The organism is Paenibacillus sp. WLX2291, from assembly GCF_046603665.1.
Lineage (GTDB): Bacteria > Bacillota > Bacilli > Paenibacillales > Paenibacillaceae > Saccharibacillus.
Genome location: NZ_CP176755.1, coordinates 4,845,260 through 4,872,040, shown reverse-complemented (window position 1 = coordinate 4,872,040; position 26,781 = coordinate 4,845,260). Strand labels below are relative to the sequence as shown.

Below are 26,781 nucleotides of genomic sequence, written 5' to 3'. Positions count from 1 at the left end.
CTCAGCCTACACACATACGCAAATCTCACAATTTTGACATATAACACTAATAAAATGACGCTTAATTTACGATATAAATAAAGACATCTTATTTAATAACTGTGAGGCTGGGCCATATAGATTGTACAGAATGACAGGAGGCAAACAGCAATGAACTTAGGAAATTGTCCTCAGTGCGGGAAATTGTATGTATTGAATTTAAGAGGAATGTGCAGTGACTGTATCAAAAAGATTGAGCGTCAATACGAGGATTGCAATCATTATCTGCGCCAAAATAGAGGAGCTACCATTACCGATCTGTCTGAAGCGACGGAAGTTCCTATCAAGCAGATCACCCAATTTATTCGTGAAGGTCGCATCTCTATTGCGAATGCGCCCAATATGGGATATGCCTGTGAAGTATGCGGGACAGTTATCCGCGAAGGCAATATGTGCGATTCGTGCCGATCGCGCCTTACCAAAGATATTCGTCATGCTTATGAAGAACCGGCAGAACAGCCGAAAGAAGAACACGGTACTAAGAACCAGGGAGCATACCGAATTGTCGACAAATTCCGAAAAGACTAGAAATATTTCCTATTCCTAGTCAAATAACGACATTTCCTAGTACTATCAGAGTGTTAAAGCTTGCATAGCTGTGCAGGATTGGGACTTAAGAAACGAAAAAAATTACTACGTAATTAACCACTTTAAGACTATAAAAATTGATGTAAAAGTGGTCGATAATCTTAGTAACAACAAATTCGGTTGTCTTAATGATACCAGGAACCTTCTTATTCCGACTATCACCCAACCTTCCTGTTATCTCAAAAGGACTTCCTAATTTTGAAAAGACGGTCCACCTTCCCGACGCATATGACACCATGAAGTAGGAACTCTTTCTCAAATTTACTAAGGAGTGTGTAAAAAACTATGAAAATTAACGATACACAACGTGTAGGGGCAATTAACCCATATCAACGCAGTGCAGAAGCCAAAGCCGTAACGAACGAAAAGAAAGCTAATCGCAAAGACGAAGTTTCGATCTCGCCGGAAGCTATGGAAATGCTGCAAGCTAATGCAACGCAAGCGTCTGCTGATGCAGAACGTGCACAAAAAATTCAAAGTCTGAAAGCGCAAGTAGCTGCTGGGACGTATCAAGTGGATGCAGGAGCCCTGGCTGACAAACTACTGCCTTTCTTAAAAGGAACGGGGAATTAATCAATGAGTGGAACTGTGCAGCCGCTGGTGGCCAAGTTAAAAGAACTGAATGAAAGTCACCTGCAAATGATCGAACTGGGAGAAAGCAAAAAGCAGGCCGTCATCAAAAACAATGTGAATGAACTGATTGCTGTAATGAATCAGGAATCCAAATTAGCCAAGCATATTGGACAACAGGAACAGGAACGTGAGCAATTGGTATACGCCTTCCTGCTGGACAGAGGCATTAAGTCCAAACTGCGTCTGAATCTTGCTGAACTAGCTCGCCTTGTATTTGATCCCGCTGAGAAGCAACAACTGCTGGATGTTAGCTCCGAACTGTTCGATACCCTGCAGCAGTTCCAACAGCTTAATGACCTCAATAAACAGCTCATTCAACAGGCTTTGGATTACGTGGACCTTTCATTGGAAATGATGACGCTTGTTCCGGAACAGGAAGCAACGTACCAGCATCCGGCAGACAAAGCATATGGCGCTACCCGCTCGGGATTATTTGATACACGAGGTTAATATTAGGAGGATCATATGACATCAACATTTCATTCCATTGAGACGTCACGCCGGAGTCTGAGCACCACAACGACATCTTTAAATACCGTTTCTCATAACATTGCCAACGCAAATACAGCTGGTTATTCGCGGCAGGTGGTACATACAAGTGCCACTAATCCCCTGGAAGCAGTGGCCTTCCGCAATTCGACCAACTCCGGACAAATCGGTACTGGAGTAGAAGCGACCGCTATTAAACGCGTTCGTTCTATGTTTTTGGACACGCAGTATCGTGGAGAAAATTCTTCATTAGGAAGTTGGACAGTGCGTTCAGATACATTAAATAAGCTCGAAAAAGTAGTTAATGAACCTTCGGAAACAGGCATGCAAACAGTTTTGAATCAATTTTGGAGTGCTTGGTCTGATTTGAGTAACAACCCTCAAAGTACAACCAACCAGAAAATTTTAAAAGAAACTACTCTTGCTTTGACAGATGCAATGAATCAAACGAGTAAGCAATTGGATGCGCTAAGTTCAGATTTGACCTCTAGTGTCAATTTAGACGTATCAACAATTAATTCATTTACGTCTACCATTGCTTCTTTAAATCAAAATATTATGAAAATAGAAGCGCAAGGCAATGATGCTAATGATCTTCGAGATCAGCGCGATTATGCAGTTGATCAGTTATCAAAATATGGAAATTTGACTGTGACAGAACTTAATACAGGCTATCAAGTTACATTTGCAGGCCAACAACTTGTTAATGGTGCAACAACGACAGCTTTAACAGCGGATGCTGTACAGACTGCTTATGATGGTGGAGCTCTAACAAGCGGTGAATTACATGGATTAATTTATTCTAAAAATGAATATGTAGCTGATCAAAAAGCAGAATTGGATCAGTTAGCTAACACATTGGCTAATGGTAAATTCTCAGTTACATTTCCTTCGGGCTCTGTTATTCCTGAAGGAACTGTAATTAATGGCGTTACGTATTCGGATGCAGCAGGCAATCGAACGTTGACATCCGATCTTACATTTGATGTGGAAGGTATTAATGGTTTGCACAAACTTGGATATAATAGTTCAAGCAAATCAGGAGGAGATTTTTTCACCGCAACTGGGGGAGGGACAGTTACTGCTGGCAATATAACGCTCAATCCCGATCTGCAAACTAACCCTAGTGATATTGCTTTTTCTCTGCGTACAACTGGAACAGGTACTGCAGAAAAAGTAGTAGCAGGAAACGGTGGATTAGCATTAATGATGTCGGAATTAAAAAATACAAAGATTGATTTTGGTACAAGTTCTCCAACAACAGTACAAGATTTCTTTAATGGTTCAGTAGGGAAGTTAGGAGTGAATTCAGCTGAAGCAACTCGTCAAGCTGAAAATGCAGAGACATTAACAAGTCAGGTAGACTCTAATCGGCAATCTGTTAGCGGAGTATCACAAGACGAGGAAATGGCAGATTTGCTTAAGTTTCAGCATGCTTATAGTGCAGCTTCTCGTTTCATGACAACAATGGATCAGCTGTTAGATAGATTAATTAATAGTACCGGTCGTGTTGGACTTTAATTAAAAAGGAGTAGTATTATGGCGATTCGTGTGACCTCCAATATGATGACTTCACAGTCATTGCGTAATTTAAATAGTAATCGTGCAACTTTAGATAAATTAAGTGACCAATCTTCTTCCGGAAAAAAAATTAATAAACCCTCGGATGATCCAGTAGGCACTACGTATGCACTTCGATATCGTGCTGAATTGGCTGCAAATGATCAATATTTGAATAATACGGATGAAGCAAAAAGTTGGCTTAACTATTCAGATACTGTAATGGGACAAGCTGGAGATGTATTAACTCGTATCAAAGAGCTTGCTGTACAAGCTGGCTCAGGCACTACAGATGCAGATGGTTTGAAAGCTGTTCAAAGCGAAGTATCTGAACTTAAAAATCAACTTGTGAATATTGGCAATAGCCAATTGAATGGAAAATATGTTTTTAACGGACAAGAACTTGATAAGGCACCCTACGAATTATCAAGTAGCGTAACCAGTTATAGTGATGTAATTACAGATACCGGTGGAGTAACTTATGGAATAAGCGAAGGTGTTTCGCTAGATGTAAATGTAAAAGGAAATGATTTTTTTGGGAATAAAACGGATATAGATAATATATTTTCAACTTTGGATCGTTTGAATACGGCTTTAGCAAGTGGAGATCATGAAGCAATTACAACTGAAGTCACGAATATCGAAAGCAGAAAAGATAAAATGGTAACTGCAAGAGCTGAAATCGGTGCAAAAACAAATCGCGTAGAACTAGTTAATAGTCGTTTAGATGATCGACGTTTAAATGTTACAACTCTTCAGTCTCAAGTTGAAGATGCGGACATTTCAGAGACTCTGATCAAGACAACGACTGCCCAGACTATTTATCAAGCTGCTCTACAAACATCAGCATCAATTATGCAGATGTCTCTTGTCAATTTCCTTAAGTAAATTTACAATATAAGTAATTCAACAAAAATAATTCATCAAAAAAAGACTATGGACTTTGTTTGTCCGTAGTCTTTTATTGAATCAGGGAGGAAGTCTAAGATATGTCGGAATCGCAATTTAACTCGAATGAGACTGAATCGGAGCAACAAAAAAATTTCGTGTTTGCCAAAGGGATTCCAGGTTTTCCAGACGCAATAGAATATACAATTATGGAATACGATCATTCATTCAGTGTATTGCAGGCAGTTAATCAATCTGAGATAGGATTTATTATTGTGGATCCTTTTAAAATATATCCTGATTATGAAATTGAACTTTCACAAGAATTAATAGAAGAATTAAATATTAATTCAGAAAATCAAGTAGTTATTCGAAATATTGTATCTTGGAGTGAAAAACTTGAAGATAGAACGGTAAATTTAGTTGCTCCTTTAGTATTTAATCTTGATAATCGCCAAGCTAGACAAATCATATTACAAAATACAGACTATTCAATAAGACATCCTCTGCAGCAGACTCAACTGAAAGGAGACTGACTTTTATGTTAGTATTGTCGAGAAAAAAAGGCGAATCTATTGTAATAGACAATCAGATTGAAGTCACTATCCTTTCAATTGATGCCGAAACAATCAAACTGGGTATAAAGGCTCCTAAAAATATTGAAATTTATCGTCAGGAAATTTATCAAGCAATTCAACTAAATAATCAAAGTGCTGCTATGAATAAAAATCAATTACAAACTTGGATTAAAGAGAAAAATAATTGAAAAAGTATTTAAATTTATAATGTTATGGACGATATATATTATATAGCAAAGGAACTTCAGAAATTGAAGAATTGAATGCTATAAAAAACAATCAATCACCACATGGATGTGGGATGATTTAATTTCAAGGAGGAAACAAAATGATTATCAACCATAATATCCAAGCTTTGAACACACAGCGTAACTTGAACCTGAACAGTGCATCTGCTAGCAAAAACATGGAGAAACTGTCTTCGGGTCTGCGGATCAACCGTGCAGCGGACGATGCAGCAGGTCTGTCGATCTCCGAAAAAATGCGTGGACAGATTCGTGGTCTGGAACAATCGCAACGTAACGTACAAGACGGTATCTCTTTCGCACAAACAGCTGAGGGAGCAATGAATGAAGTAAGCTCCATGCTGACACGTATGAAAGAACTGGGTGTACAACAAGAGAATGGTACGTACAGTGCAGGCGATAAATCGAACATCAAAGCGGAACTGGGTCAACTGGGTGCGCAAATTGATGCGATTATGAGTAACACTAACTTCAACGGTATTAAAATCACATCCAGTGTAAGTATTCAAGCTGACGATGATAAATTTAAAATCACTGTTAAAGGTATTTCTACTACAGGTTTCAAAGGTTTGACTTCTGGTGTAAGCCTGGCAAGTACATCGGCTGCAATCACTAATGTAGCAAAACAACGTGCTAACTTGGGTGCGATTCAAAACCGTCTGGAATACACGTCCAATAACTTGGGTACAACTGTAGAAAACCTGACTGCATCCGAATCCCGTATTCGTGATACCGACATGGCAAAAGAAATGGTAGCACTGTCCAAGAACAACATTCTGGTACAGGCTTCTCAATCGATGTTGTCACAGGCTAACTCTGCACCACAAGGTGTCTTGTCCTTGCTGCGTTAATCTAAAGCTGATCGTTCCATGTCATTGTACCCTCGCCGACTTGGTGAGGGTTTTTCTTTTATAAAAAAGTGAAAGAATTATAAATGTCTATAAACATTTGGTAGAAAGTAGTCGATATATAGTATAGAGCGGGAGAACTTCAAAGACGGCCGTTTTGAAGAGTCGAACGTCTACTATACAACAATCAATCACCACATGGATGTGGGATGATTTAATTTCAAGGAGGAAAACAAAATGATTATCAACCATAATATCCAAGCTTTGAACACACAGCGTAACTTGAACCTGAACAGTGCATCTGCTAGCAAAAACATGGAGAAACTGTCTTCGGGTCTGCGGATCAACCGTGCAGCGGATGATGCAGCAGGTCTGTCGATCTCCGAAAAAATGCGTGGACAGATTCGTGGTCTGGAGCAAGCACAACGTAACGTACAAGACGGTATCTCTTTTGCACAAACAGCTGAGGGAGCAATGAATGAAGTAAGCTCCATGCTGACACGTATGAAAGAACTGGGTGTACAACAAGAGAATGGTACGTACAGTGCAGGCGATAAATCGAACATCAAAGCGGAACTGGGTCAACTGGGTGCACAAATTGATGCGATTATGAGTAACACAAACTTCAACGGTATCAAAATTACATCTAGTGTGAAAATCCAATCCGATGATGACAAATTTAAAATTGAAATCAAAGGGATCTCAACAGCTGGATTTAAAGGTTTGACTTCTGGTGTAAGCCTGGCAAGTACAAGCGATGCTATTAAAAACGTAGCAAAACAACGTGCTAACTTGGGTGCGATTCAAAACCGTCTGGAATACACGTCCAATAACTTGGGTACAACTGTAGAAAACCTGACTGCATCCGAATCCCGTATTCGTGATACTGACATGGCAAAAGAAATGGTAGCACTGTCCAAGAACAACATTCTGGTACAGGCTTCTCAATCGATGTTGTCACAGGCTAACTCTGCACCACAAGGTGTGCTGTCCCTGCTGCGTTAATCTAAAGCTGATCGTTCCATGTCATTGTACCCTCGCCGACTTGGTGAGGGTTTTTCTTTTAAAAAAAAGTGAAAGAATTATAAGTATCTATAAACATTTGGTGGAAAGTAGTCGATATATAGTATAGAGCGGGAGAACTTCAAAGACGGCCGTTTTGAAGAGTCGAACGTCTACTATACAACAATCAATCACCACATGGATGTGGGATGATTCAATTTCAAGGAGGAAAACAAAATGATTATCAACCATAATATCCAAGCTTTGAACACACAGCGTAACTTGAACCTGAACAGTGCATCTGCTAGCAAAAACATGGAGAAACTGTCTTCGGGTCTGCGAATCAACCGTGCAGCGGATGATGCAGCAGGTCTGTCGATCTCCGAAAAAATGCGTGGACAGATTCGTGGTCTGGAACAATCGCAACGTAACGTACAAGACGGTATCTCTTTCGCACAAACAGCTGAGGGAGCAATGAATGAAGTAAGCTCCATGCTGACACGTATGAAAGAACTGGGTGTACAACAAGAGAATGGTACGTACAGTGCAGGCGATAAATCGAACATCAAAGCGGAACTGGGTCAACTGGGTGCGCAAATTGATGCGATTATGAGTAACACAAACTTCAACGGTATTAAAATCACATCCAGTGTAAGTATTCAAGCTGACGATGATAAATTTAAAATCACTGTTAAAGGTATTTCTACTACAGGTTTCAAAGGTTTGACTTCTGCAGTTACACTGTCAGCTACATCGGCTGCAATCACTAATGTAGCAAAACAACGTGCTAACTTGGGTGCGATTCAAAACCGTCTGGAATACACGTCCAATAACTTGGGTACAACTGTAGAAAACCTGACTGCATCCGAATCCCGTATTCGTGATACCGACATGGCAAAAGAAATGGTAGCACTGTCCAAGAACAACATTCTGGTACAGGCTTCTCAATCGATGTTGTCACAGGCTAACTCTGCACCACAAGGTGTCTTGTCCCTGCTGCGTTAATCTAAAACCGATTTTGATGAATAGTGTAAAAGACTCTGCTCACGGCAGGGTCTTTTTACTTATTTATTGAGAAACACTAAAGAACAATCATATTTTGCCGATATATATAGTAACAAAACTTATACGAAATAGCATTTCACACATAATCATCAAACATACAAGAGGAGGCGAAATAATGAGTTCAATTAATTCTACTGGAATACCAGGAAATTTCTCGTCCAACTCGATCCCTTCAACATTAATTAAAAAAGAAATTGGAGATCATGAACAAACAGCCGAAATAGCACTTCAGTTACAAGTAGCGCAGTCGCCAGCAAAGAATTCTGAAGAAGCTATAAAAGAACTTCAAAAAACCATAGATGCAATTCAAGGACCGCAAAAATCGCTTGAAGTGTCAGTTCATCAGGAAACTCATGCTATTATGATAAAAGTAAAAAATAAGGAGACAGGAGAACTGATTCGGGAAGCTCCGCCTGAAAAAATACTTGATGCAGTAGCTAAATTAATGGAAATTAGTGGACTTATTGTAGATAAAAAGATATAGGAGGTACTGCATATGGTTACAAGAATTACAGGTTTTTCAAGTGGCTTGGATATCGATTCTATTGTTAAAAAGTTGATGACTGCTGAGAAAGCCCCATTGGATAAGATGAATCAACAGCAGCAAACATTACAATGGAAACGCGAAAATTATCGAGAGTCTAGTACCAAAATGGTATCATTTTTACAAACTAAGTTAGATACATTAAATAGAAGTTCTTCCATAAATGCGCAAACTGCAAATACGACTGGTAATACTGATGCTCTAACTGCAAAAGCTTCATCTACTGCTAGTGGTGGAGTTATTGATATCACTGTAAATTCTTTGGCGACTGCTAGTACAGCCATTTCGAGCGGATGGAGCAAAACTGCAAGTACAACTTCATTATCCTCCGTATTTGGTTTAACTTCTTTACCAAGCAGTATCACAATTGGTAATGCGGAAATAACAATTGATTCTGGCGAAACAATCGATTCTTTTGTAAATAAGATCAATGCTAATAGTTCTTCAGGCGTTACAGCTATTTACGATGAAACTTCTGGTCTGTCTCTCACCAACAAAGCTACTGGTGCACAACAGATGAATATTAAATCAAATAATGATAGTAGCGGTAGCGATATCATTTCAGCTTTTAAATTAAGTTCCAACACTGGAGCGAATGCATCTTTGACTGTTAATGGTTTAGCTATTACAAAAACGTCAAATAATTTTTCTTTGAATGGTGTCGAAATTTCTTTGAAAAAAGCTGGTGGTGCATCTACACACATTGAAGTTGTAAAAGATACAGATGCTCTGGTAGACAATATCCAGGCTTTTGTTGATGCCTATAATGATGTATTGTCCACGTATAATAGTAAATTAGGCGAAGAGCGATATGCTAAATATGCACCATTAACTACTGAACAACGAGCTGCAATGAGTGACGATGAAGCCAAACTTTGGACTGAGAAAGCTAAAAGCGGTATGCTAAAAAACGATAGTATACTTCAAGAGACAGTTTCCAGCATGCGAAATGCGATGGTACAAGGTGTAGATGTAGGTAAAAAATCTGCAGATGGAAAAGTTATTCCTTTAAATATGTCAGATCTGGGAATCACTACTGGAACTTATGAAACTAAAGGTAAACTGATTTTAGATAAAGATAAACTTCGTGAAGCAATTGAAAATAATCCTGATGTTATTTCTAAATTTTTTGGTACACAGGATTCAACTACACGATTAACTAATAATTATACACAACAAGATGGAATTATTGCCAAATTAAAAAAAATAGGGAATATCTCTTTGCAACGTATGGCGGAAACAGCAGGTACTTCTAAAGTAAGCTCGGATATCACATCCACATTCATATCAAACAGTACTATTGGAGATCAGTTGAGTAGTTTAGATAGACGAATTAGCGATATGAATGATCGACTAAATAGACTAGAAACGAATTATTATAAAAAATTCACAGCTATGGAAACGGCAATTAATAAATATAACAGTTCCTCATCTAGCTTGTCAGGCATGTAATAATCCAAGGAGGGTTATAAATTGATTAAATCACCTTATCAAAAGTATCAGCAAACTCAGGCGCAAACAGCTTCCAAACCTAAACTGCTTATTATGTTATATGATGGTGTGCTTCGTTTTATACGTGCAGGTATTGAAGGTATTGAAGAGAAAGATCATACAAAAGCGAATACTAACCTTTGTAAAGCACAAGCGATTGTCCATGAATTGGTTTCATCTTTAAATTTTGATTATCCGATCGCTAATGAGCTTCTTGCAGTTTATGAATACTGTTTGCGTCTTCTGATTGATGCAAATGTCAAAAAAGATATATTTCCAGCCACAGAAGTTTTGGAACATCTTTCTGAGTTAAGAGAAGCTTGGTTGGAAGCAAGTAAAATGCAAATAGCTGTAGGTGAGGCATAATGGTTGAAGAGTCGATCCAACTTTTGTTGCATCAGATAGAACAATTGACATCGAATGTATTAATTACATTACATGAGATGAGTGAGGAACAATTTGAACAGTTTTCAATTCAACGAGAAGAGTTAATAAAAGAACTGGAAATGCATCGTATGTATATCAATAAAGAACATCGTATACAGATTAAGAAAATATTAGATAATGATCCAATTATTCTTCAACGTATGACCTTCTTAAAAGAAGAAGCTGGACAATGGTTGGAGAAAAAGACTGCTGTTCGTACTCAACATAATGCTTATCAACATGCTTATACATTGGACAGTGTGTTTGTAGATCATCGAAAGTGATAAGTTAACACATGAACAGTAAAAACCTCATTCGTTATATGAATGAGGTTTTTCGCGTACACTGTATGTATATAGGGTATTCATTTCATAAATACGCAAACCGATATATATTATAGTAAATAATCTATAGAAGGGTGGTCTTTTTTTGTCTTATTTACAAATAAATAGCTCTATATTACAGGCTCGATTTCCTCATGTGCACAAAAAAATTGTAGGTATCCAATTAGAAAGTGAATATTTGAAGCCAGAAGAAGAGTTTCAAGAAGCTTTTGAACAGGATGTAAACTGGCTTAAAGCTATTGAGAGTTTGATGGGAGAGTGTAAAATTGTATTTGTATATGGATTTGAAAGGGGACTCAGTATAGCGGATTTGCTAGAATTGTATCCAGATCGTTGGTTATTTGTCTACGAACCAAATGAGAAACTTTTTTATAAAGCTTTGCAGGACTATGATTTAAGTCCACTACTCAAACATCCTAATTTATATTTTTTTTCGCTTGGGAACTCGCAATTAACAATGTTATTCCATATGGTATGTAGCTATATGCAACAGGAAATGGTATTTATAGCACTACGTAGGTATTTAGAAGCAAATGATCAGCAATTAGAAGATTTGCGTAAGCAATTTGATGATTATCGCATGAGTTTCTACGCAAACAAGCATACAGAGAATTTTTTTCGAGAAGATTGGACTCGGAATTATTTATATCATTTAGTAGAAGGATTGTCCTCACCATCTATTGAAGAATTAGTATATGTTTGTAAAGATGTAACGGCAATTGTTGTATCTTCTGGTCCATCTCTTCAAGAGGATATGTCTTGGATAAAGAGACTTCGTCCGCATGCTTTGATTATAGCTGTAGGTTCCAGTATTCAAGCGCTTGTTAAAAATGGTATCAAACCTCATATAGCTGTTATTATGGATGGACATCCAGTCAATAATAAGATTTTTTCTACTTCCGAAACTCTTGATTCACCATTGGTATATACCAGTTCTTCTTATTATGAAATTTCAGAGCGTAAACAAGATGAAAAAATTTATAGTATTATGAAAAATGATGAGCTTTCTCAATATTTTTTAGGCTTATCTCAAAGTGATGTGTTAATGACTCCTGCAGCAACAGTAGCAGGAAATGGTATACAAGTAGCTGCCATTTTGGGAGCAAAACGGATTTTGTTAGCGGGTCAGGATTTATCGTTTCCAAACAATCAATTTTATGCAGATGGAATTTCTCATTTTGCTAGCGAGACAACAAATGAAAAAGTTCAAAAGGCTAAAAAAACGGTGCTAAACGTAAATGGCGGGTACAATACTACAGAAGAGGGTTTTCTGTTTATGAAAGATGCAATAGAAGGTCTAATCGCTTCTTTGCCAGAAATTGATTTTGTAAATACAACACGTCATGGAGCTGTTATTGAAGGAGCGCCTTTTCAGTCAATTGATAGTCTTTATGAAGAATTAAAATTATTAAATGTAGACTCGGATACCATTTCTAAATGGTTGAAAAAAAATAATCGTTTATTAAATATAGAAAAAGCAAATTGGTTAAAGAACAGATTGGAAGAACATATAAATGATTTAACACAAGTTAGTTTAGAAATACGTTTACTTGAAAAAGTTTTAGGGGAAATTTGTGTGTTGGCGAGAAAAAAACCTTTTAAAGCACAAAAAATGGTGGAAGAGATCGAAAAAACTTGGGGAGAAATTGCTAATCGTGAATGGTTCTCTGCTATTTTTGAGACTATTCTTCCATTACCTATTGCAAGGTTTGATCAAGTTTTACCGAATATTGTAACGGAACATTCGATTACAAAAAAAACGGATTTGATTTATATGCATCTTGGCAATTTATTAAAAGATATAAGTTCTACTATTCCTATTGTTAAAGAAATGTTAACAGAAACAGTCTTGCGTATTAACAAAATTTTATCCGACAGCCGTAAAATTTAAAAATATGATTATATAATCTAATTTATTTCAACTGTCATATTCATGGAGGTAGCCATGTTCGAAGATAAAATAGTATTAATAACAGGCGGAACCGGATCGATAGGAAGTGAAATTGTTCGCAAGATACTATCTTATCACCCAAAAACGGTTCGGATTTATAGCAGAGATGAAAGCAAACAATTTGATCTTCAAAATGAACTGAGAGATTTTAAAAATGTTAGGTATCTAATTGGCGATATTCGCGATCAAAAAAGACTAAGCTATGCAACGGAAGACGTGGATTATATATTTCATGCAGCAGCGCTAAAGCATGTACCTTCTTGTGAGTATAACCCTATGGAAGCTGTGAAAACGAATGTAATTGGAGTTCAAAATGTCATTGAGGCAGCCATTGAAAATGACGTAAAAAAAGTAGTGGCAATTAGTACAGATAAAGTGGTGAATCCTACTAATACAATGGGTGCAACCAAATTACTTTCCGAAAAATTAATTTCTGCAGCTAATCTTTATAAAGGAAGTAAGGGAACTATATTTTCTTGTGTAAGATTTGGAAATGTCATGGGTTCAAGAGGATCAGTTATTCCTTTATTTCGCGAACAGATCATTAAAAATCAATCTGTAACAGTTACTCATCAAAACATGACAAGGTTTATGATGTCGATCCCACAAGCAGCTCAGCTTGTCATTGATGCAGCTTCGTATTCACAGGGCGGTGAAGTATTTGTTTTAAAAATGCCTATTCTGAAAATCACCGATTTGGCAAAATGTTTAATCGATTCGTATGAAAAGGCAAGTAAGTGCTCTTATCGTGGGGAAATTATAGAATCCGGCGTACGTCCAGGAGAGAAGCTTTATGAAGAACTCATGACATTGGATGAGTCTGAACGTGCTCTTGAAAATGAGAAAATGTATTTGATTCCTTCTCCATTTAATCTAGCGGATCAAAATTATAACGGATTTGTCAAAGCTAAACATCAAGAATACTCTTCGCACACAGCTCCGCAGTTATTCATGCCTGAAATCCAGCAGCTTATTGAAGAAAACGGATTAGGTTTCAAAAAAGGGCCCTTATTATGAAACAATCGCCTTCTTGTTTGGCTATTATCCCTGCGCGCGGAGGATCGAAAGGTTTACCAGGGAAAAATCTTATTCCTTTATGTGGGAAACCTTTGATTCAATATACTATTGAGGCAGCGTTACAAAGTAATTGTATTAAAGAAATCGTTGTATCGACAGATGATGAAAAAATTGCTAAAGTTGCTCAACAAGCAGGTGCTACGGTGCCTTTTATTCGTCCAGCCGAACTTGCTACGGATGAAGCCAAAAGTATTGATGTGATGATTCATGCAGTTAAGTATTATGAACAAACTTTACAGAAAGTTTTTGATTATATAGTACTACTTCAACCTACCTCGCCGTTACGAAGTGCACAAGATATCGATCAGGCGTTCATTGATTTTCAATATTACAATGCAGATTCGCTTCAGAGTGTTAGTCTTTGTGATCATCATCCTTATTTATTACGAGAAATGAATGATGGTGTACTGTACCCCTATCTACATCAAGAACCTTCACATTTGCGTAGGCAAGATTTACAACAGGTTTATATGTTGAATGGAGCTATTTATATTATGAAAAGAGATCTATTAATGAATAATTATCAGATTATAGGCAAATCTAATTATGGCTATATCATGCCTAAAAGAAATTCTGTTGATATTGATGATATTTGGGATTTGAAATGGGCTGAATTGATTTTAGAGCAGAATGAAAATATATAACTTAAATATATTTTCGTTTTTGATTGAGGAAAAGGATTGGGGGGCTAATAATGTCGATAAATAATCTTTTTTCGGATAAAAGTTCTTCTATATACATTATTGCAGAGGTAGGAGTAAATCATAATGGCTCCTTAGAGAAAGCTATGCAATGTGTAGATGTAGCAGCAAGAAGTGGTGCAGATGCAGTGAAATTTCAAACATTTAAAAGTGAAAAATTAGTTACCAAACAAGCAAAAAAAGCAAATTATCAATCTGAAAATATGAACTCTGATGAGAATCAATTTCAAATGCTGAAAAAATTAGAACTTAGTTTTGAAGAATTTATAAAACTTAAACAATATTGCGATGAAAAAAAAATTGATTTTATGTCTACTCCATTTGATGACGACAGTGCAGAATTTCTGGATTCGATAGAAGTAGACGCTTTTAAAATTGGTTCTGGGGATATGAATAATATTCCTTTTTTAAAGAAAATAAATCAGTACAAACGCCCTGTTTTATTATCTACAGGAATGTCTGATATGCAGGAAATTCGTGAGCCATTAGAAGCTTTAAAGGATTGTACTGTTATTTTATTGCACTGTACTTCGGATTATCCAGCACCTTTTGAGGATGTGAATTTAAAAGTCATACCTATTATGAAACAGACATATGCAAAAATTGTTGGCTATTCTGATCATACGATTGGAATTGAAGCAGCGGTAGCAGCAGTTGCCTTAGGAGCTAAAGTTATTGAAAAACATTTTACATTGGATCGCAATCTTCCAGGACCCGATCATAAAGCTTCTTTGGAGCCTATTGAGCTCGCTAGTTTGATTCATTCTATACGAAATATTGAACAAGCTTTAGGTGATGGTATAAAACGATGTATGCCTTCTGAGATGGATACAAGAACTGTGGCACGAAAAAGTTTGGTACTAGCAAATGATAAATACGCAGGAGAAAAACTAACTGAAGGAGATATCTTAGTAAAACGTCCAGGAGTAGGCATAGAACCGAAATTTTACGAACAATTTATTGGTAAAGTGTTGGTAAGAGATATGACTAAGGATATGTTACTAAAATGGGATGATGTGAAATGAGAAAAGTGTTGGTAATCACAGGCACACGTGCGGATTATGGGATTTATTATCCTATTCTTAAAGAAATTGAGCAAGATCTCGAGATGGAGCTTCACCTACTTGTTACTGGTATGCATTTATCCCCCCAGTATGGCTTCACAGTTCAAGATATCCGTCAGGATGGTTTTCGTATTTCTGCTCAGGTAGATTGTCTTCTTCAAGGCTCTAGTCATGCTAATATGGCAAGGTCAATCGGTTTAGCTTTAATTGGAATGACACAGGCTATAGAGAGCATTCAGCCAGACCAGATTATGATTTTGGGTGATCGAGGAGAAATGTTGTCAGCAGCTATTGCAGCTTCGCATATGAACATCCCTGTATTCCATCTGCACGGTGGAGAAGTTTCAGGCACTATTGACGAATCAGTTCGTCATGCTATCAGCAAACTAGCACATATTCATTTGGTTGCAACGGAATTGAGCGGCGAGCGTTTGCAGCGCATGGGTGAAGATCATTGGCGAATTCACATAGTTGGTGCGCCTCGAATTGAAACTATCCTTACAGCAAATTTGTTACCACTGAAGTCGATAAAAGAAAAATACAAGTTGCAACATATAAAAGATTATATTTTATTCATTTATCATCCTGTAACGACAGAACGAAATTTTGGCGAAGCACTTAAACCAATTATCCAAACTTTGATAAATACAGGTTATGATATTATTTGTGTTATGCCTAATGCTGATGCCGGAACAGATATTATTATGAATATTTATAAATCATTTCAAGGCCATCCCAAATATCATTTAATAACTAATTTTGAAAAGATGGATTATTTAACTGTACTGAAAGAGGCCCGGATTCTTGTTGGTAATTCTTCTTCAGGTATTATTGAAGCTGCTTCTTTTCATGTCCCAGTTATTAATATTGGTAGTCGGCAAGAAAAACGTGAACGTTCTTCTAATGTGATTGATAGTGATGAGAATCCTGAGAATGTAAAAAAATTAGTAGAGTATGCTTTAAGTAAACAGTTTAAAGAATTAGTTCAATCTACAAATAATGTATATCAACAGGAAAATACAAGCAAAAAAATTCTCGGTGTTTTGAAGGAAACTATATATTCTGAGTCATTGATACAAAAAACGATAACTTATTGAGGTGCCACTTTATGAGGTATATTCTTTATGGAGCAGGTGGTCATGCAAAAGTGATTTTAGATATTATTTTTGCTAGTGGAAATACTGTCATCGGTTTTATCGATGATTTTTTTGAAGATACACAATGGAATGGTATTCCTTATCTAGGAAACGGACAATCTATTGATACTGTTATCAATCAATATCCAGATACTCATTTTTTGGTAGCGATTGGAAATAACAGGATGAGAAAAGCTATTGTTCAAAGACTTCATCATCTTGTTTCTTGGGGCAAAATTATTCATCCTAGTGCAGTTATTGGTTCTGATGTTTATATTGGAGAAGGAACAGTAGTTATGCCTAATGTCGTTATTAATGCAAATACGAAAATCGGAAAACATTCTATTATTAATACTGCTGCTACTGTAGATCATGATAATAATCTAGGAGATTTTGTACATCTTTCTCCTGGTGTTCACACTGCTGGAGAAGTATGTATCGGGAATTCTACACATGTAGGCATAAATGCTAGTATTATTCCGGGAATCACAGTTGGAGCGCACAGTATTATAGGTGCAGCATCTTGCATACTCGAAAATATTCCAGACTATGTTACAGCTGTAGGATGTCCTTCACGAATAATTAAATTGCATAGTAAAGGATGATTCACAATGACAGAACGCGCCAGAATCTATTTATCTTCGCCTCACATGAGTGGTTTAGAACAGCAATATATTACTGAAGCATTTGAAACGAATTGGGTAGCGCCTTTAGGAGAAAATGTAGATGCTTTTGAATCAGAAGTAGCTTCTTATATAGGAAGTTCAGGTGGTGTAGCTTTGAGCTCTGGTACAGCAGCACTTCATTTGGCCTTGATTTTGTTAGGAGTTGAGAAGGATGATATTGTATTTTGTTCTTCTTTCACCTTTATTGCCAGTGCTAACCCGATATTATATCAAAAAGCTATACCAGTTTTTATTGATTCAGAACTAAATACATGGAATATGTCCCCTATAGCTTTGGAACGAGCTATGAAAGAATATGCTGCTAAAGGGAAAAAGCCAAAAGCAGTAGTTATTGTGAATTTATACGGTCAGAGTGCCGATTATAATAAATTAAAAAATATTTGCGATCACTATGACGTTCCCATTGTTGAAGACGCTGCTGAATCATTAGGAGCTACATATAGTGAACGAATGAGTGGCACTTTTGGAGAATTTGGCATTTTTTCATTTAACGGTAATAAAATCATCACGACCTCTGGTGGAGGAATGCTTGTATCAGAAAATCAAACTGCTTTGGAAAAAGCAAGATTTTATGCGACCCAGGCTAGAGATCGTGCTCCTCATTATCAGCATAGTCAAATTGGATATAATTACCGTCTTAGCAACATTCTTGCGGGCATTGGTAGAGGACAAATGAAAGTTTTGGACCAAAGAATCCAAGAAAAAAGGGAGATTTTTTCATTTTATAATAGAGAGTTATCAAAAATTAAAGGTATCTCGTTTATGCCAGAGTATTTTGAAGGAAAATCAACTCGATGGTTGACAGCAATGAGTATAGATCCTGATTTTATAGAGTGTAACATTATGGATATTGTTAAACATCTTGATAAACTAAATATTGAATCACGTCCTTTATGGAAACCAATGCATATGCAACCTTTGTTTAAAGATGCTGTTTATTACAATCATGTAGAGGATTTAGATATCAGTCAAAAATTATTTAAATACGGGATATGTTTACCTTCCGACACTAATATGTCTTCAGAAAATCAGCAATTATGCTGCAAAGAGATTTATAAGGCGATTAGAAAACTTTAAAGAAAGAACGGAGGAAGTAAAATGAAAATAGCTTTTTTAAAGGTCAACGGGGTTATAGCTCCTCATATTATTGAAGATTACAAACTAGCTTTTGAAAAACTAGAACATGAAATATTATTGATTTCGTTGGATCAAAATTTCGATTTTGAATCGTATCAACAATTGATAAATTTCAAACCAGATTTTGTGATTGGATATGGAATTAATGCAATTTTAAGAGATACAGACGGTAGATTTCTATTGCGTCATGCCAATATCCCGACAGTATGTCTCCACTACGATAATCCTTTTTACAATATTACTGAGGACTATGAAAAAGAGTTCGGAAAATATCCTTCGTTTTATTACCATTTAGTATGGGACGAATATTATATTGATGCACTTAAAAATCGTGGCTATGAGAATATTCACTATATAATGCTCGCTACAAATATAGAAAAATTTAAACCGAATGCTAATGTTGCAGTACAAGAAGGGACTTTTTCTTTTGTAGGAAATATTAGTGATATAAATCAAGAAAAAACTAGTGAAATTGAAGATATATTTATAGAATATATCATTAATGAAAAGATCAATAATATTGACGTTCCTGTATATGATTTATGTAAAATAGCATTTAAACATAATGAGTTTAAATCTATACAATATTTACATGATCATTATCCAGAATTATTCTGGAAAAAAATACATTTTCCAATTCATCATTTTGGAAGTGGAAGATTGAGGAAGTATGTATTAAATAGTCTTGAAGGTATAGATATTCATGCATATGGACTTACTTCAAAATTAACTAATCAAAATATCATAAGTCATAATGTAGTACCTTATAATCTTTTGCCAGAAGTTTATCAAAAATATACAATCAATTTAAACATTTCATCGCTGCAATTAGAAAGTTCTGTAAACAATAGGGTGTTTGATGTATTTGCATGTAAAGGCTTTGTTATTAGTGATTACAAATCAGATATCAAAAAAGTATTCCCTGAATTTTGGAATGAAATCACTTTTTCTAATCTCGACGATCTACTTGTGAAAGCAGATTACTTTCTCACACATCCGCAACAAAAGACAGAATTAGTAGAAGCTGCTTATGATCATATTATCGAAAATCATACCTACGTTCAGCGCGCTTTGCAAATCATTGAGATCGTTTCTAAAAGCAAAGAAATTTATAATTCTGTACAATCTTTATCGTATGAAGGTGAACATTACAAAAATGATTTGCGAAGTTGTCCTGTATGCAATGGAAAAAAGTATTCAATGTTACATTCAATAAAAGGACATGAAGATTTTGAAACAAATTTATACCGTTGCAGCGATTGTGCAACAGTCTTTATGAATCCTCAACCAACGGAGAATTATTTGGAATGGTTTTATAACCATATTTATTATTCAAAAGTTCATAGGGAAAAAATGGGTTGGGAACCGGAATTGTCAAATGTAAATAGTGCAGTTTTAAGAGTAAATGAAATGCGTATGGATTTGGTAGAGTCTTTCTGGAATCAAACTCGTTTTCCAAGAGGACGTTTGCTAGATGTAGGCTGTTCTACAGGAAATTTTATATGGGAGGCTCAGTTAAGATACTGGTCTGTTCAAGGTATAGAAATTTCTGAGGATGCAGCAGAACGTGGAAGACAAGATCATGATCTCGACATTTTAACGGGAGAGTTAACTGATACTATTTTTGAGAAAGATACTTTTGATATAATAACAGCTTGGGATGTGATCGAACATATTCCCAATCCACACCACTTTATGGTTAATATAAGTAGAGTTTTGAAAAAAGATGGATTATTTGTTGCGAATACGCCTAATGTAAGTTCAAGTGCAAGTTATTATGCAGGAAGCCAATGGAGGCATCTTGATCCCCCTCTTCATGTTATACTATACGACCATATATCATTAAGAGTACTTTTAAGACAACACAATTTTGAGATTTTGAAAATTTCATCTGGAGAGGAGTATTTAGGTCAAATGCAGGTTGTTGCAAGAAAAATTGGAGAAACTAATTATAAAATTTGAGAAATAACTTTATTTAATTATGTAATATAATTGCAGGAAAACCTTCACTTTTATAATTGACATTTATAATCCAAAAATGGTATATTCAGAAATGTAGGCGATGCCTTATTTTATTTGATAACGAAGGGAATGTTATTGCATGCAAGGTAAAGTGAAATGGTTTAACGCAGAAAAAGGGTACGGCTTCATCGAAACTGACGAAGGCGGCGACGTATTTGTACATTTCTCCGCAATTCAATCCGAAGGTTTCAAGACGCTTGAAGAAGGGCAATCCGTGGAATTCGACATCGTCGAAGGCGCGCGTGGACCTCAAGCAGCTAACGTTATCAAATTATAATCATCCCTTGGCTTTTGCCGACCTTACATAGGTAATTCTGATGGTTACATTTGAACAACTAGCTAAGACTCCGGAAGTCATTCCGGGGTCTTTTTGTGTATATTTTACATGTTTCAACAATAAATATCTTGTACATACTTAAACAAAAGTATTTGTATACGAAGCTAATATTATAAATAAAAAGAAGCAGTATAGTATCCCAATTCGGAGTTGTTGCGATGCTTTGGCATGATTCTTTTGCTCTATCGTCATGCGCTATTTCCACACATAACTATATGTTATTTTGATGTCGGATCGCTACAACCTGTTTAACAATCTCCAAATCGGTTAAGTCAAAAAAGTAACGGCAACGTTAAATATACAAAATGGTAGACGACAAATACCAATCAATCTCACACCATTTTTAGTTAACTTAGCGGCTGTTGCAATTTAGTGTTATTTTGTAGTCAGGGTTGCAAATGGTAAGATTGTTATACTGGAATTGTTAACGCTTTAATAATTTGTAAATCCACGTTAACGCTTCTTTTACTTACACCTGACATCTATGTTATAATTCGATAAAGGAGGAATGCCACATGAATTTTGCTACTCGAGGTCAACATTTTGAAGTTACAGATGCGATTAAAGATTATGTGGACAAAAAGCTGAACAGACTGGAGAAATACTTTGATGCACCGCCCGTTTCCGACGGTATGGTGACACTCAGTTCCAATCGCGGACGCTTTACCGTAGAGGTAACCATTCCACTCCCGGGTTTGCTGCTTCGCGCGGAAGACCGTAGCGAGGACATGTACGCTTCCATTGATTCCGTAGTGAATAAGCTGGAGCGTCAGATCCGCAAGCACAAAACCAAATTAAACCGCAAGTTCCGTCAAAACGACGAGAACCTGAAAGCATTCTTCGTAGAAGATCCAATCATCGCTTCGCTGGCGGTTGATGAAGACGAAGATATCGAAGTGGAAACTGATGAATACGAAATCGTCCGTAACAAACGCTTCCTCCTGAAGCCGATGGACGTTGAAGAAGCCATTCTGCAAATGAATCTGATTGGACATACATTCTTTGTATTTTCCAATGTCAACACACAGCAGGTCAATGTCGTATATCGCCGTGATGACGGCAAATACGGTCTGATCGAGCAGGAGTAATGATTCGCATCATTCCTGTCCGGCAACATGTTGTGATATTGTAGATCAGGCAACTAGAGTACGTATGGAACGTTAACGCAGTATCCGCTGTAACCCTGATATGGAATATGTAATGGGAGCCTTGTCCGCTTATGCGGATGAGGCTCTTTTTGGTGTCCCCAGAAACTGGAAAAGCATTCAACAAACAAGTGCATTCCACTATAAAGTAGAGTATACTGATTAGGTGGTATTGCATGCGGCACATCCACATTTCGCCATCTGCACTCACACCCTGCCAGACAGCGAATTAGGGTATGCAATCGGGTAACAACGGTCGTCTATGAAGATGGCATTTTATCGAATTTTACTTTTTTTTGCGTTTTTTTCTGAAAAAAACGTATTTTTGGAAACAAAATGGCAAGTTGTTGCGTATGGTACAGGGTAGTATACTGTCACAATCAAGTGATAATGAATGGATGCAATATACAATCAAGATTGTTAGTCATTATCCACGTAACAAACTACGTAACAAATTTCATATTGAACTTTACGGACACGGGATATGATTTCTCTGGTCGTATTTACATTTTGGTATAACATCATCCGGTGAATTCGCAGGGCAGCAGGGCTGTTTTGTTGCGGCGCTTCCCTGAAACTGGTACAATTTATTGCAACTGAGATTATTGAATAATCCCCCGGAAGCGTCGTATCTGTTCCATTATTCAATAATCTATCTTTGTATTGCGCGAAAGGGGTTAACCATGCTAGGACTCGTTAAGAAAATTTTTGGTGATTCAAATGAACGTGATGTCAAACGGATTATGAAAACCGTGGACATTATCAATAATATGGAAGCGGAATTTGAGGCTTTGTCCCACGAAGAACTTCAGGGCAAAACAGCAGCGTTCCGTGAACGTCTCGAAAAAGGAGAAACGCTTGAGCAGTTGCTGCCGGAAGCTTTCGCAACCGTACGCGAAGCATCTAAACGCCAGCTGGGCATGCGTCATTTTGACGTTCAGCTGATCGGTGGTATCGCACTGCACGAAGGTAGAATTGCCGAGATGAAAACAGGTGAAGGTAAAACGCTGGTAGGTACACTGCCTGTATACCTGAACGCCCTCGAAGGCAAAAGTGCGCACGTCGTTACCGTCAATGACTATCTGGCACAGCGCGATAGCCTGCAAATGGGTCGGATCTACAACTATCTCGGTATGAGTGTCGGCATTAACTTGAGTGGTATGAAGCACGAAGAAAAACAAGCAGCGTATGCTTGCGACATCACATACGGTACGAATAATGAATTTGGTTTTGACTATCTGCGTGACAATATGGTGCTGTACAAAGAGCAGATGGTACAGCGTCCGCTGCACTTCTGTATCATTGATGAGATCGACTCGATTCTGATTGACGAAGCACGTACACCATTGATCATCTCGGGTCAGGCACAAAAATCGACAGAGCTGTATTTTGCAGCTGATCGTTTTGTGAAAAGTCTGAAAGCGGAAGATGACTACACTGTAGACATCAAAGTAAAATCCGTAGCACTGACTGAAGCAGGCGTAGAAAAAGCCGAGAACTTCTTTGGCGTCGAAAACCTGTATGACAATAAAAATGTAACGATCAACCACCACGTAGTACAGGCGCTGAAAGCGAATGTTATTATGCACCGTGACGTTGACTATGTTGAGTCCGAAGGTGAAGTTCTGATCGTCGATGAATTTACCGGTCGTCTGATGGCAGGTCGTCGTTATAGCGATGGTCTACACCAAGCGATTGAAGCGAAAGAAAACCTCAAAGTACAAAACGAAAGTATGACGCTGGCAACGATCACGTTCCAGAACTACTTCCGTATGTACCGCAAACTTGCTGGTATGACCGGTACAGCGAAAACAGAGGAAGAAGAATTCAAAAAAATCTACGGTCTGGAAGTATTGCAAATTCCAACGAACCGTGTGAATCAACGTCAGGATTCTCCAGACGTTGTGTATAAGAGCGTACAAAGCAAATTCCGTGCAGTTGTCGAAGAAATCGTAGAACGCCATGCCAAAAACCAGCCAGTGCTGGTCGGTACCGTATCGATCGAGAACTCTGAGCTGCTGTCCGAAATGCTGAAACGTAAAAGCATCAAGCACCAAGTACTGAACGCGAAATACCATGCAGAAGAAGCGGAAATCATTGCACGTGCTGGTCAACCGGGTACGGTAACGATTGCTACAAACATGGCAGGTCGCGGTACAGATATCATTCTGGGTGAAGGCGTAGCCGAAGTGGGCGGTCTGCACATCATCGGTACCGAGCGTCACGAATCTCGCCGCATCGATAACCAGCTGCGTGGTCGTGCTGGTCGTCAGGGTGATCCGGGTTCCACGCAGTTCTATCTGTCTCTCGGTGATGAACTGATGAAGCGTTTTGGCGCGGACAACGTGATGAACATGATGGAAAAACTCGGTTTTGAAGAAGATCAGCCGATTGAGAGCCGTATGATCACTCGTGCTGTAGAATCTGCACAACGCCGCGTTGAAGGTAGTAACTTTGATATGCGTAAAATCGTCCTGCAATATGACGATGTGATGAATAAACAGCGCGAGATCATTTACAAACAGCGCCGTGAAGTGCTGGAGTCCGACAACATTCGTGAAGTTGTACTGCAAATGATCAAACCTTGTGTGGAACGTGTCGTTGAAGTTCACTGTAATGACGATATTCCAGAAAACTGGGAACTTGAAGAAGTTGCGAACTATATTAACAACAACTTCCTCGTTGAAACGACCCATGTAACCAAGGAAGAACTGGAAGAAAAAGAAAAAGAAGAAATGGTCAATTATCTATTTGAGCGTGTAGAGCTATACTATCTGCAACGCGAGAAAGAAATTGGCGAAGAAACGATCCGCGAATTCGAGAAAGTGGTTGTACTGCGTGCGGTTGACCGCAAATGGATGGATCACATCGATGCGATGGAGCAACTGCGTCAAGGTATTCACCTGCGTGCTTACGGCGGTACTGATCCGCTGCGCGAATATCAATTCGAAGGCTTTGAAATGTTCAACCAAATGATCGCTGACATTCAAGAAGAAGTTGCCGGTTATGTGATGAGAGCGCAAATTCAAAGTCAGAGTCAACAAGAGCGTCAAGCGGTTGTGGATACAAGCAAAGTCAGCACGAACAGTTCCGAAACGGCGGAGAAACGTCCTTCCCGCGAAGAACGTCGTCGCAGACGGAAATAAAACAAGCAACATAGTATGTCCACACGGCATTGTGTGGCATATGGATAGAGCAGAGAGACACTCACTGTTATCGTGGGTGTCTTTTCTCGGATTATTTACAAAGTGAGCAGGATGGAAGCAGCATGCGGCTACCGGGGTATGTATAATGAAAGTAGCGTTTTAAATTTTAAATGAGGTGAATGTTCAATGATCGAACCAAATGTAAAGCATGATCTGCGCGAGATGGCGCAGAAACTATCAAATCTTAGGGGGTCTCTTTGACTTAGATCTCAAAAATGAAATGATCGAGAACTTTGAGGTGAAAATGTCGGCACCGGATTTCTGGGACGATAATGAATCCGCACAGGCGGTCATTGCTGAGATGAATGCAGTCAAAGGTTCCGTGGATCAGTACAATAAGCTGCAACAGGAATATGACGATGTGAGTCTGATGGCTGAGCTGGCAGACGAGGAAAACGACGCTGAGCTGGCAGCTGAAGTGACAACAGGTGTCGCTGCACTTGTCAAAAAAGTCGAGGAGTTCGAGCTGCAATTGCTACTGAATGAGCCGTACGACAAGCTGAATGCGATTCTGGAATTGCATCCGGGTGCAGGCGGTACAGAGTCTCAGGACTGGGGTTCAATGCTGCTGCGTATGTATACGCGCTGGGCGGAGAAAAGCGGCTTCAAAGTGGAAGTGTTGGATTATTTGCCGGGTGACGAAGCTGGGATCAAGAGCGTTACGCTGCTGATCAAGGGCTACAACGCCTATGGTTATCTGAAAGCAGAAAAAGGCGTACATCGTCTCGTTCGTATTTCCCCATTTGATTCGTCGGGTCGTCGTCATACGTCGTTTGTATCGTGTGATGTGGTGCCTGAGATTACGAATGATGCTGAGGTCGAGATTCGTACAGAAGATCTGAAAGTCGATACGTACCGCGCCAGTGGTGCTGGTGGTCAGCATATCAATACTACAGATTCCGCTGTTCGGATTACGCATCTTCCGTCCGGTGTAGTAGTCAGCTGTCAAACCGAGCGTTCGCAGATCAAAAACCGTGAGCGTGCAATGACAATGCTGCGCTCCAAATTGTATGAGCGTAAGATTGAAGAAGAGCGTAAGCATCTGGAAGAAATCCGTGGCGAACAATCCGAAATCGCTTGGGGTAGCCAGATTCGTTCGTATGTATTCCATCCGTACAGCATGGTCAAAGACCATCGTACGCAAGTGGAAACCGGTAATATCGGTGCTGTGATGGACGGAGATCTGGATTCGTTTATCGACGGTTATCTGCGTAGTCAGTTGAAGATTGAGGTAGAGTAATGATTGGCTGATACTGACAGAATGGATGAGTTGTATTGTGATTGCAACTTGTATATTCTAGTTGGTATTGGTATCAAAGGAGTCAATCGTGATCTGCTAATACAATAAGATCGATAGATAGCTTCGGTATGCTTTTCCAGCGATGGAGGGGATGCCGGAGCTTTTTTGTGTTAGACGATAGATAGTATAGGAAGATCTGGTTTGTGTATGTGGAGATCTGGCTGATTTGTGTACAGATATGAAGTGTGGACGATCAGAGATATGCTCATCGTTCATGGTGCTTGGTGATATTGCATGTATGGATTGAATGTATGTATGTATGTATGGGTGACTTGCTCA

The 26,781-nt window shown here is 38.1% G+C and carries 26 protein-coding genes; all 26 read left to right on the top strand.

Going from position 1 to position 26,781, the window contains the following annotated elements; all coding sequences use genetic code 11:
- Positions 1-150: 150 nt before the first annotated feature.
- The 26 genes from ACDE64_RS20840 to prfB all read left to right on the top strand — a co-directional run bounded on the left by ACDE64_RS20840 (position 151) and on the right by prfB (position 26,442).
- On the top strand, positions 151-567 hold the full coding sequence (locus ACDE64_RS20840; RefSeq protein ID WP_411343974.1) for a TIGR03826 family flagellar region protein: 417 nt from the start codon (positions 151-153) through the stop codon (positions 565-567).
- A 345-nt stretch (positions 568-912) separates the two neighbouring features.
- Complete coding sequence (flgM, locus tag ACDE64_RS20835; RefSeq protein ID WP_411343973.1) at positions 913-1,200, top strand: flagellar biosynthesis anti-sigma factor FlgM; 288 nt, start codon at positions 913-915, stop codon at positions 1,198-1,200.
- Positions 1,201-1,203: 3 nt separating this feature from the next.
- Entirely contained in the window at positions 1,204-1,710 is a 507-nt protein-coding gene (locus tag ACDE64_RS20830) for a flagellar protein FlgN (protein ID WP_411343972.1), read from the top strand.
- A 15-nt stretch (positions 1,711-1,725) separates the two neighbouring features.
- The gene (gene flgK, locus ACDE64_RS20825; RefSeq protein ID WP_411348146.1) at positions 1,726-3,270 is read left to right on the top strand and encodes a flagellar hook-associated protein FlgK; all 1,545 of its coding nucleotides are present in this window, start codon (positions 1,726-1,728) and stop codon (positions 3,268-3,270) included.
- Between the two features lie 18 nt (positions 3,271-3,288).
- Positions 3,289-4,197 (top strand): flagellar hook-associated protein FlgL, encoded by a 909-nt coding sequence (gene flgL, locus ACDE64_RS20820; RefSeq protein WP_411348145.1) that lies wholly within the window; start codon positions 3,289-3,291, stop codon positions 4,195-4,197.
- Positions 4,198-4,298: 101 nt separating this feature from the next.
- Positions 4,299-4,733, top strand: a complete 435-nt coding sequence (gene fliW, locus ACDE64_RS20815) for a flagellar assembly protein FliW (protein ID WP_411348144.1) — start codon at positions 4,299-4,301, stop codon at positions 4,731-4,733.
- Between the two features lie 5 nt (positions 4,734-4,738).
- Positions 4,739-4,963 (top strand): carbon storage regulator CsrA, encoded by a 225-nt coding sequence (csrA, locus tag ACDE64_RS20810; RefSeq protein ID WP_411348143.1) that lies wholly within the window; start codon positions 4,739-4,741, stop codon positions 4,961-4,963.
- A gap of 140 nt (positions 4,964-5,103) precedes the next feature.
- Positions 5,104-5,871, top strand: coding sequence for a flagellin (locus ACDE64_RS20805; RefSeq protein WP_411348142.1), 768 nt, complete (start codon positions 5,104-5,106; stop codon positions 5,869-5,871).
- A 234-nt stretch (positions 5,872-6,105) separates the two neighbouring features.
- Entirely contained in the window at positions 6,106-6,873 is a 768-nt protein-coding gene (locus ACDE64_RS20800; RefSeq protein WP_411348141.1) for a flagellin, read from the top strand.
- A gap of 234 nt (positions 6,874-7,107) precedes the next feature.
- Entirely contained in the window at positions 7,108-7,875 is a 768-nt protein-coding gene (locus tag ACDE64_RS20795) for a flagellin (protein ID WP_411348140.1), read from the top strand.
- Positions 7,876-8,050: 175 nt separating this feature from the next.
- Complete coding sequence (locus tag ACDE64_RS20790) at positions 8,051-8,419, top strand: flagellar protein FlaG (RefSeq protein WP_411348139.1); 369 nt, start codon at positions 8,051-8,053, stop codon at positions 8,417-8,419.
- Positions 8,420-8,431: 12 nt separating this feature from the next.
- Entirely contained in the window at positions 8,432-9,931 is a 1,500-nt protein-coding gene (gene fliD, locus ACDE64_RS20785; RefSeq protein WP_411348138.1) for a flagellar filament capping protein FliD, read from the top strand.
- Between the two features lie 21 nt (positions 9,932-9,952).
- Entirely contained in the window at positions 9,953-10,336 is a 384-nt protein-coding gene (fliS, locus tag ACDE64_RS20780) for a flagellar export chaperone FliS (protein WP_411348137.1), read from the top strand.
- The gene (locus ACDE64_RS20775) at positions 10,336-10,680 is read left to right on the top strand and encodes a hypothetical protein (RefSeq protein ID WP_411348136.1); all 345 of its coding nucleotides are present in this window, start codon (positions 10,336-10,338) and stop codon (positions 10,678-10,680) included. The genes fliS and ACDE64_RS20775 overlap by 1 nt, the downstream gene beginning before the upstream one ends.
- A 145-nt stretch (positions 10,681-10,825) precedes the next feature.
- Entirely contained in the window at positions 10,826-12,631 is a 1,806-nt protein-coding gene (locus tag ACDE64_RS20770) for a motility associated factor glycosyltransferase family protein (protein WP_411348135.1), read from the top strand.
- 54 nt (positions 12,632-12,685) lie between these two features.
- Entirely contained in the window at positions 12,686-13,708 is a 1,023-nt protein-coding gene (locus tag ACDE64_RS20765; RefSeq protein WP_411348134.1) for a UDP-N-acetylglucosamine 4,6-dehydratase family protein, read from the top strand.
- Positions 13,705-14,412 (top strand): cytidylyltransferase domain-containing protein, encoded by a 708-nt coding sequence (locus ACDE64_RS20760; protein ID WP_411348133.1) that lies wholly within the window; start codon positions 13,705-13,707, stop codon positions 14,410-14,412. The genes ACDE64_RS20765 and ACDE64_RS20760 overlap by 4 nt, the downstream gene beginning before the upstream one ends.
- Before the next feature lie 56 nt (positions 14,413-14,468).
- Positions 14,469-15,494 carry an N-acetylneuraminate synthase gene (gene neuB / locus ACDE64_RS20755; protein ID WP_411350359.1) on the top strand — a complete coding sequence of 342 codons (1,026 nt, stop codon included), beginning with the start codon at positions 14,469-14,471 and terminating at the stop codon, positions 15,492-15,494.
- Positions 15,491-16,630 (top strand): UDP-N-acetylglucosamine 2-epimerase, encoded by a 1,140-nt coding sequence (neuC, locus tag ACDE64_RS20750; protein ID WP_411348132.1) that lies wholly within the window; start codon positions 15,491-15,493, stop codon positions 16,628-16,630. Before neuB ends, neuC begins: the two co-directional genes overlap by 4 nt.
- Before the next feature lie 11 nt (positions 16,631-16,641).
- A complete protein-coding gene (locus tag ACDE64_RS20745; protein WP_411348131.1) occupies positions 16,642-17,274 on the top strand; it encodes an acetyltransferase in 633 nt (210 codons plus the stop codon).
- Between the two features lie 6 nt (positions 17,275-17,280).
- Complete coding sequence (locus ACDE64_RS20740) at positions 17,281-18,432, top strand: aminotransferase class I/II-fold pyridoxal phosphate-dependent enzyme (protein WP_411348130.1); 1,152 nt, start codon at positions 17,281-17,283, stop codon at positions 18,430-18,432.
- Between the two features lie 21 nt (positions 18,433-18,453).
- Entirely contained in the window at positions 18,454-20,454 is a 2,001-nt protein-coding gene (locus ACDE64_RS20735) for a methyltransferase domain-containing protein (protein WP_411348129.1), read from the top strand.
- A 139-nt stretch (positions 20,455-20,593) separates the two neighbouring features.
- Positions 20,594-20,791: a cold-shock protein gene (locus tag ACDE64_RS20730; protein ID WP_017815470.1), complete on the top strand. Its 198-nt coding sequence runs from the start codon at positions 20,594-20,596 to the stop codon at positions 20,789-20,791.
- 575 nt (positions 20,792-21,366) lie between these two features.
- The gene (gene hpf, locus ACDE64_RS20725; protein ID WP_411343956.1) at positions 21,367-21,939 is read left to right on the top strand and encodes a ribosome hibernation-promoting factor, HPF/YfiA family; all 573 of its coding nucleotides are present in this window, start codon (positions 21,367-21,369) and stop codon (positions 21,937-21,939) included.
- A 740-nt stretch (positions 21,940-22,679) separates the two neighbouring features.
- Positions 22,680-25,142: a preprotein translocase subunit SecA gene (secA, locus tag ACDE64_RS20720; protein WP_411348128.1), complete on the top strand. Its 2,463-nt coding sequence runs from the start codon at positions 22,680-22,682 to the stop codon at positions 25,140-25,142.
- Between the two features lie 186 nt (positions 25,143-25,328).
- Positions 25,329-26,442 (top strand): peptide chain release factor 2 gene (gene prfB / locus ACDE64_RS20715; RefSeq protein ID WP_411343954.1). Its coding sequence is split into 2 segments (ribosomal slippage): positions 25,329-25,400 and positions 25,402-26,442, totalling 1,113 coding nucleotides; the frame shifts between segments, so codons are not numbered across the junction.
- Positions 26,443-26,781: the final 339 nt, after the last annotated feature.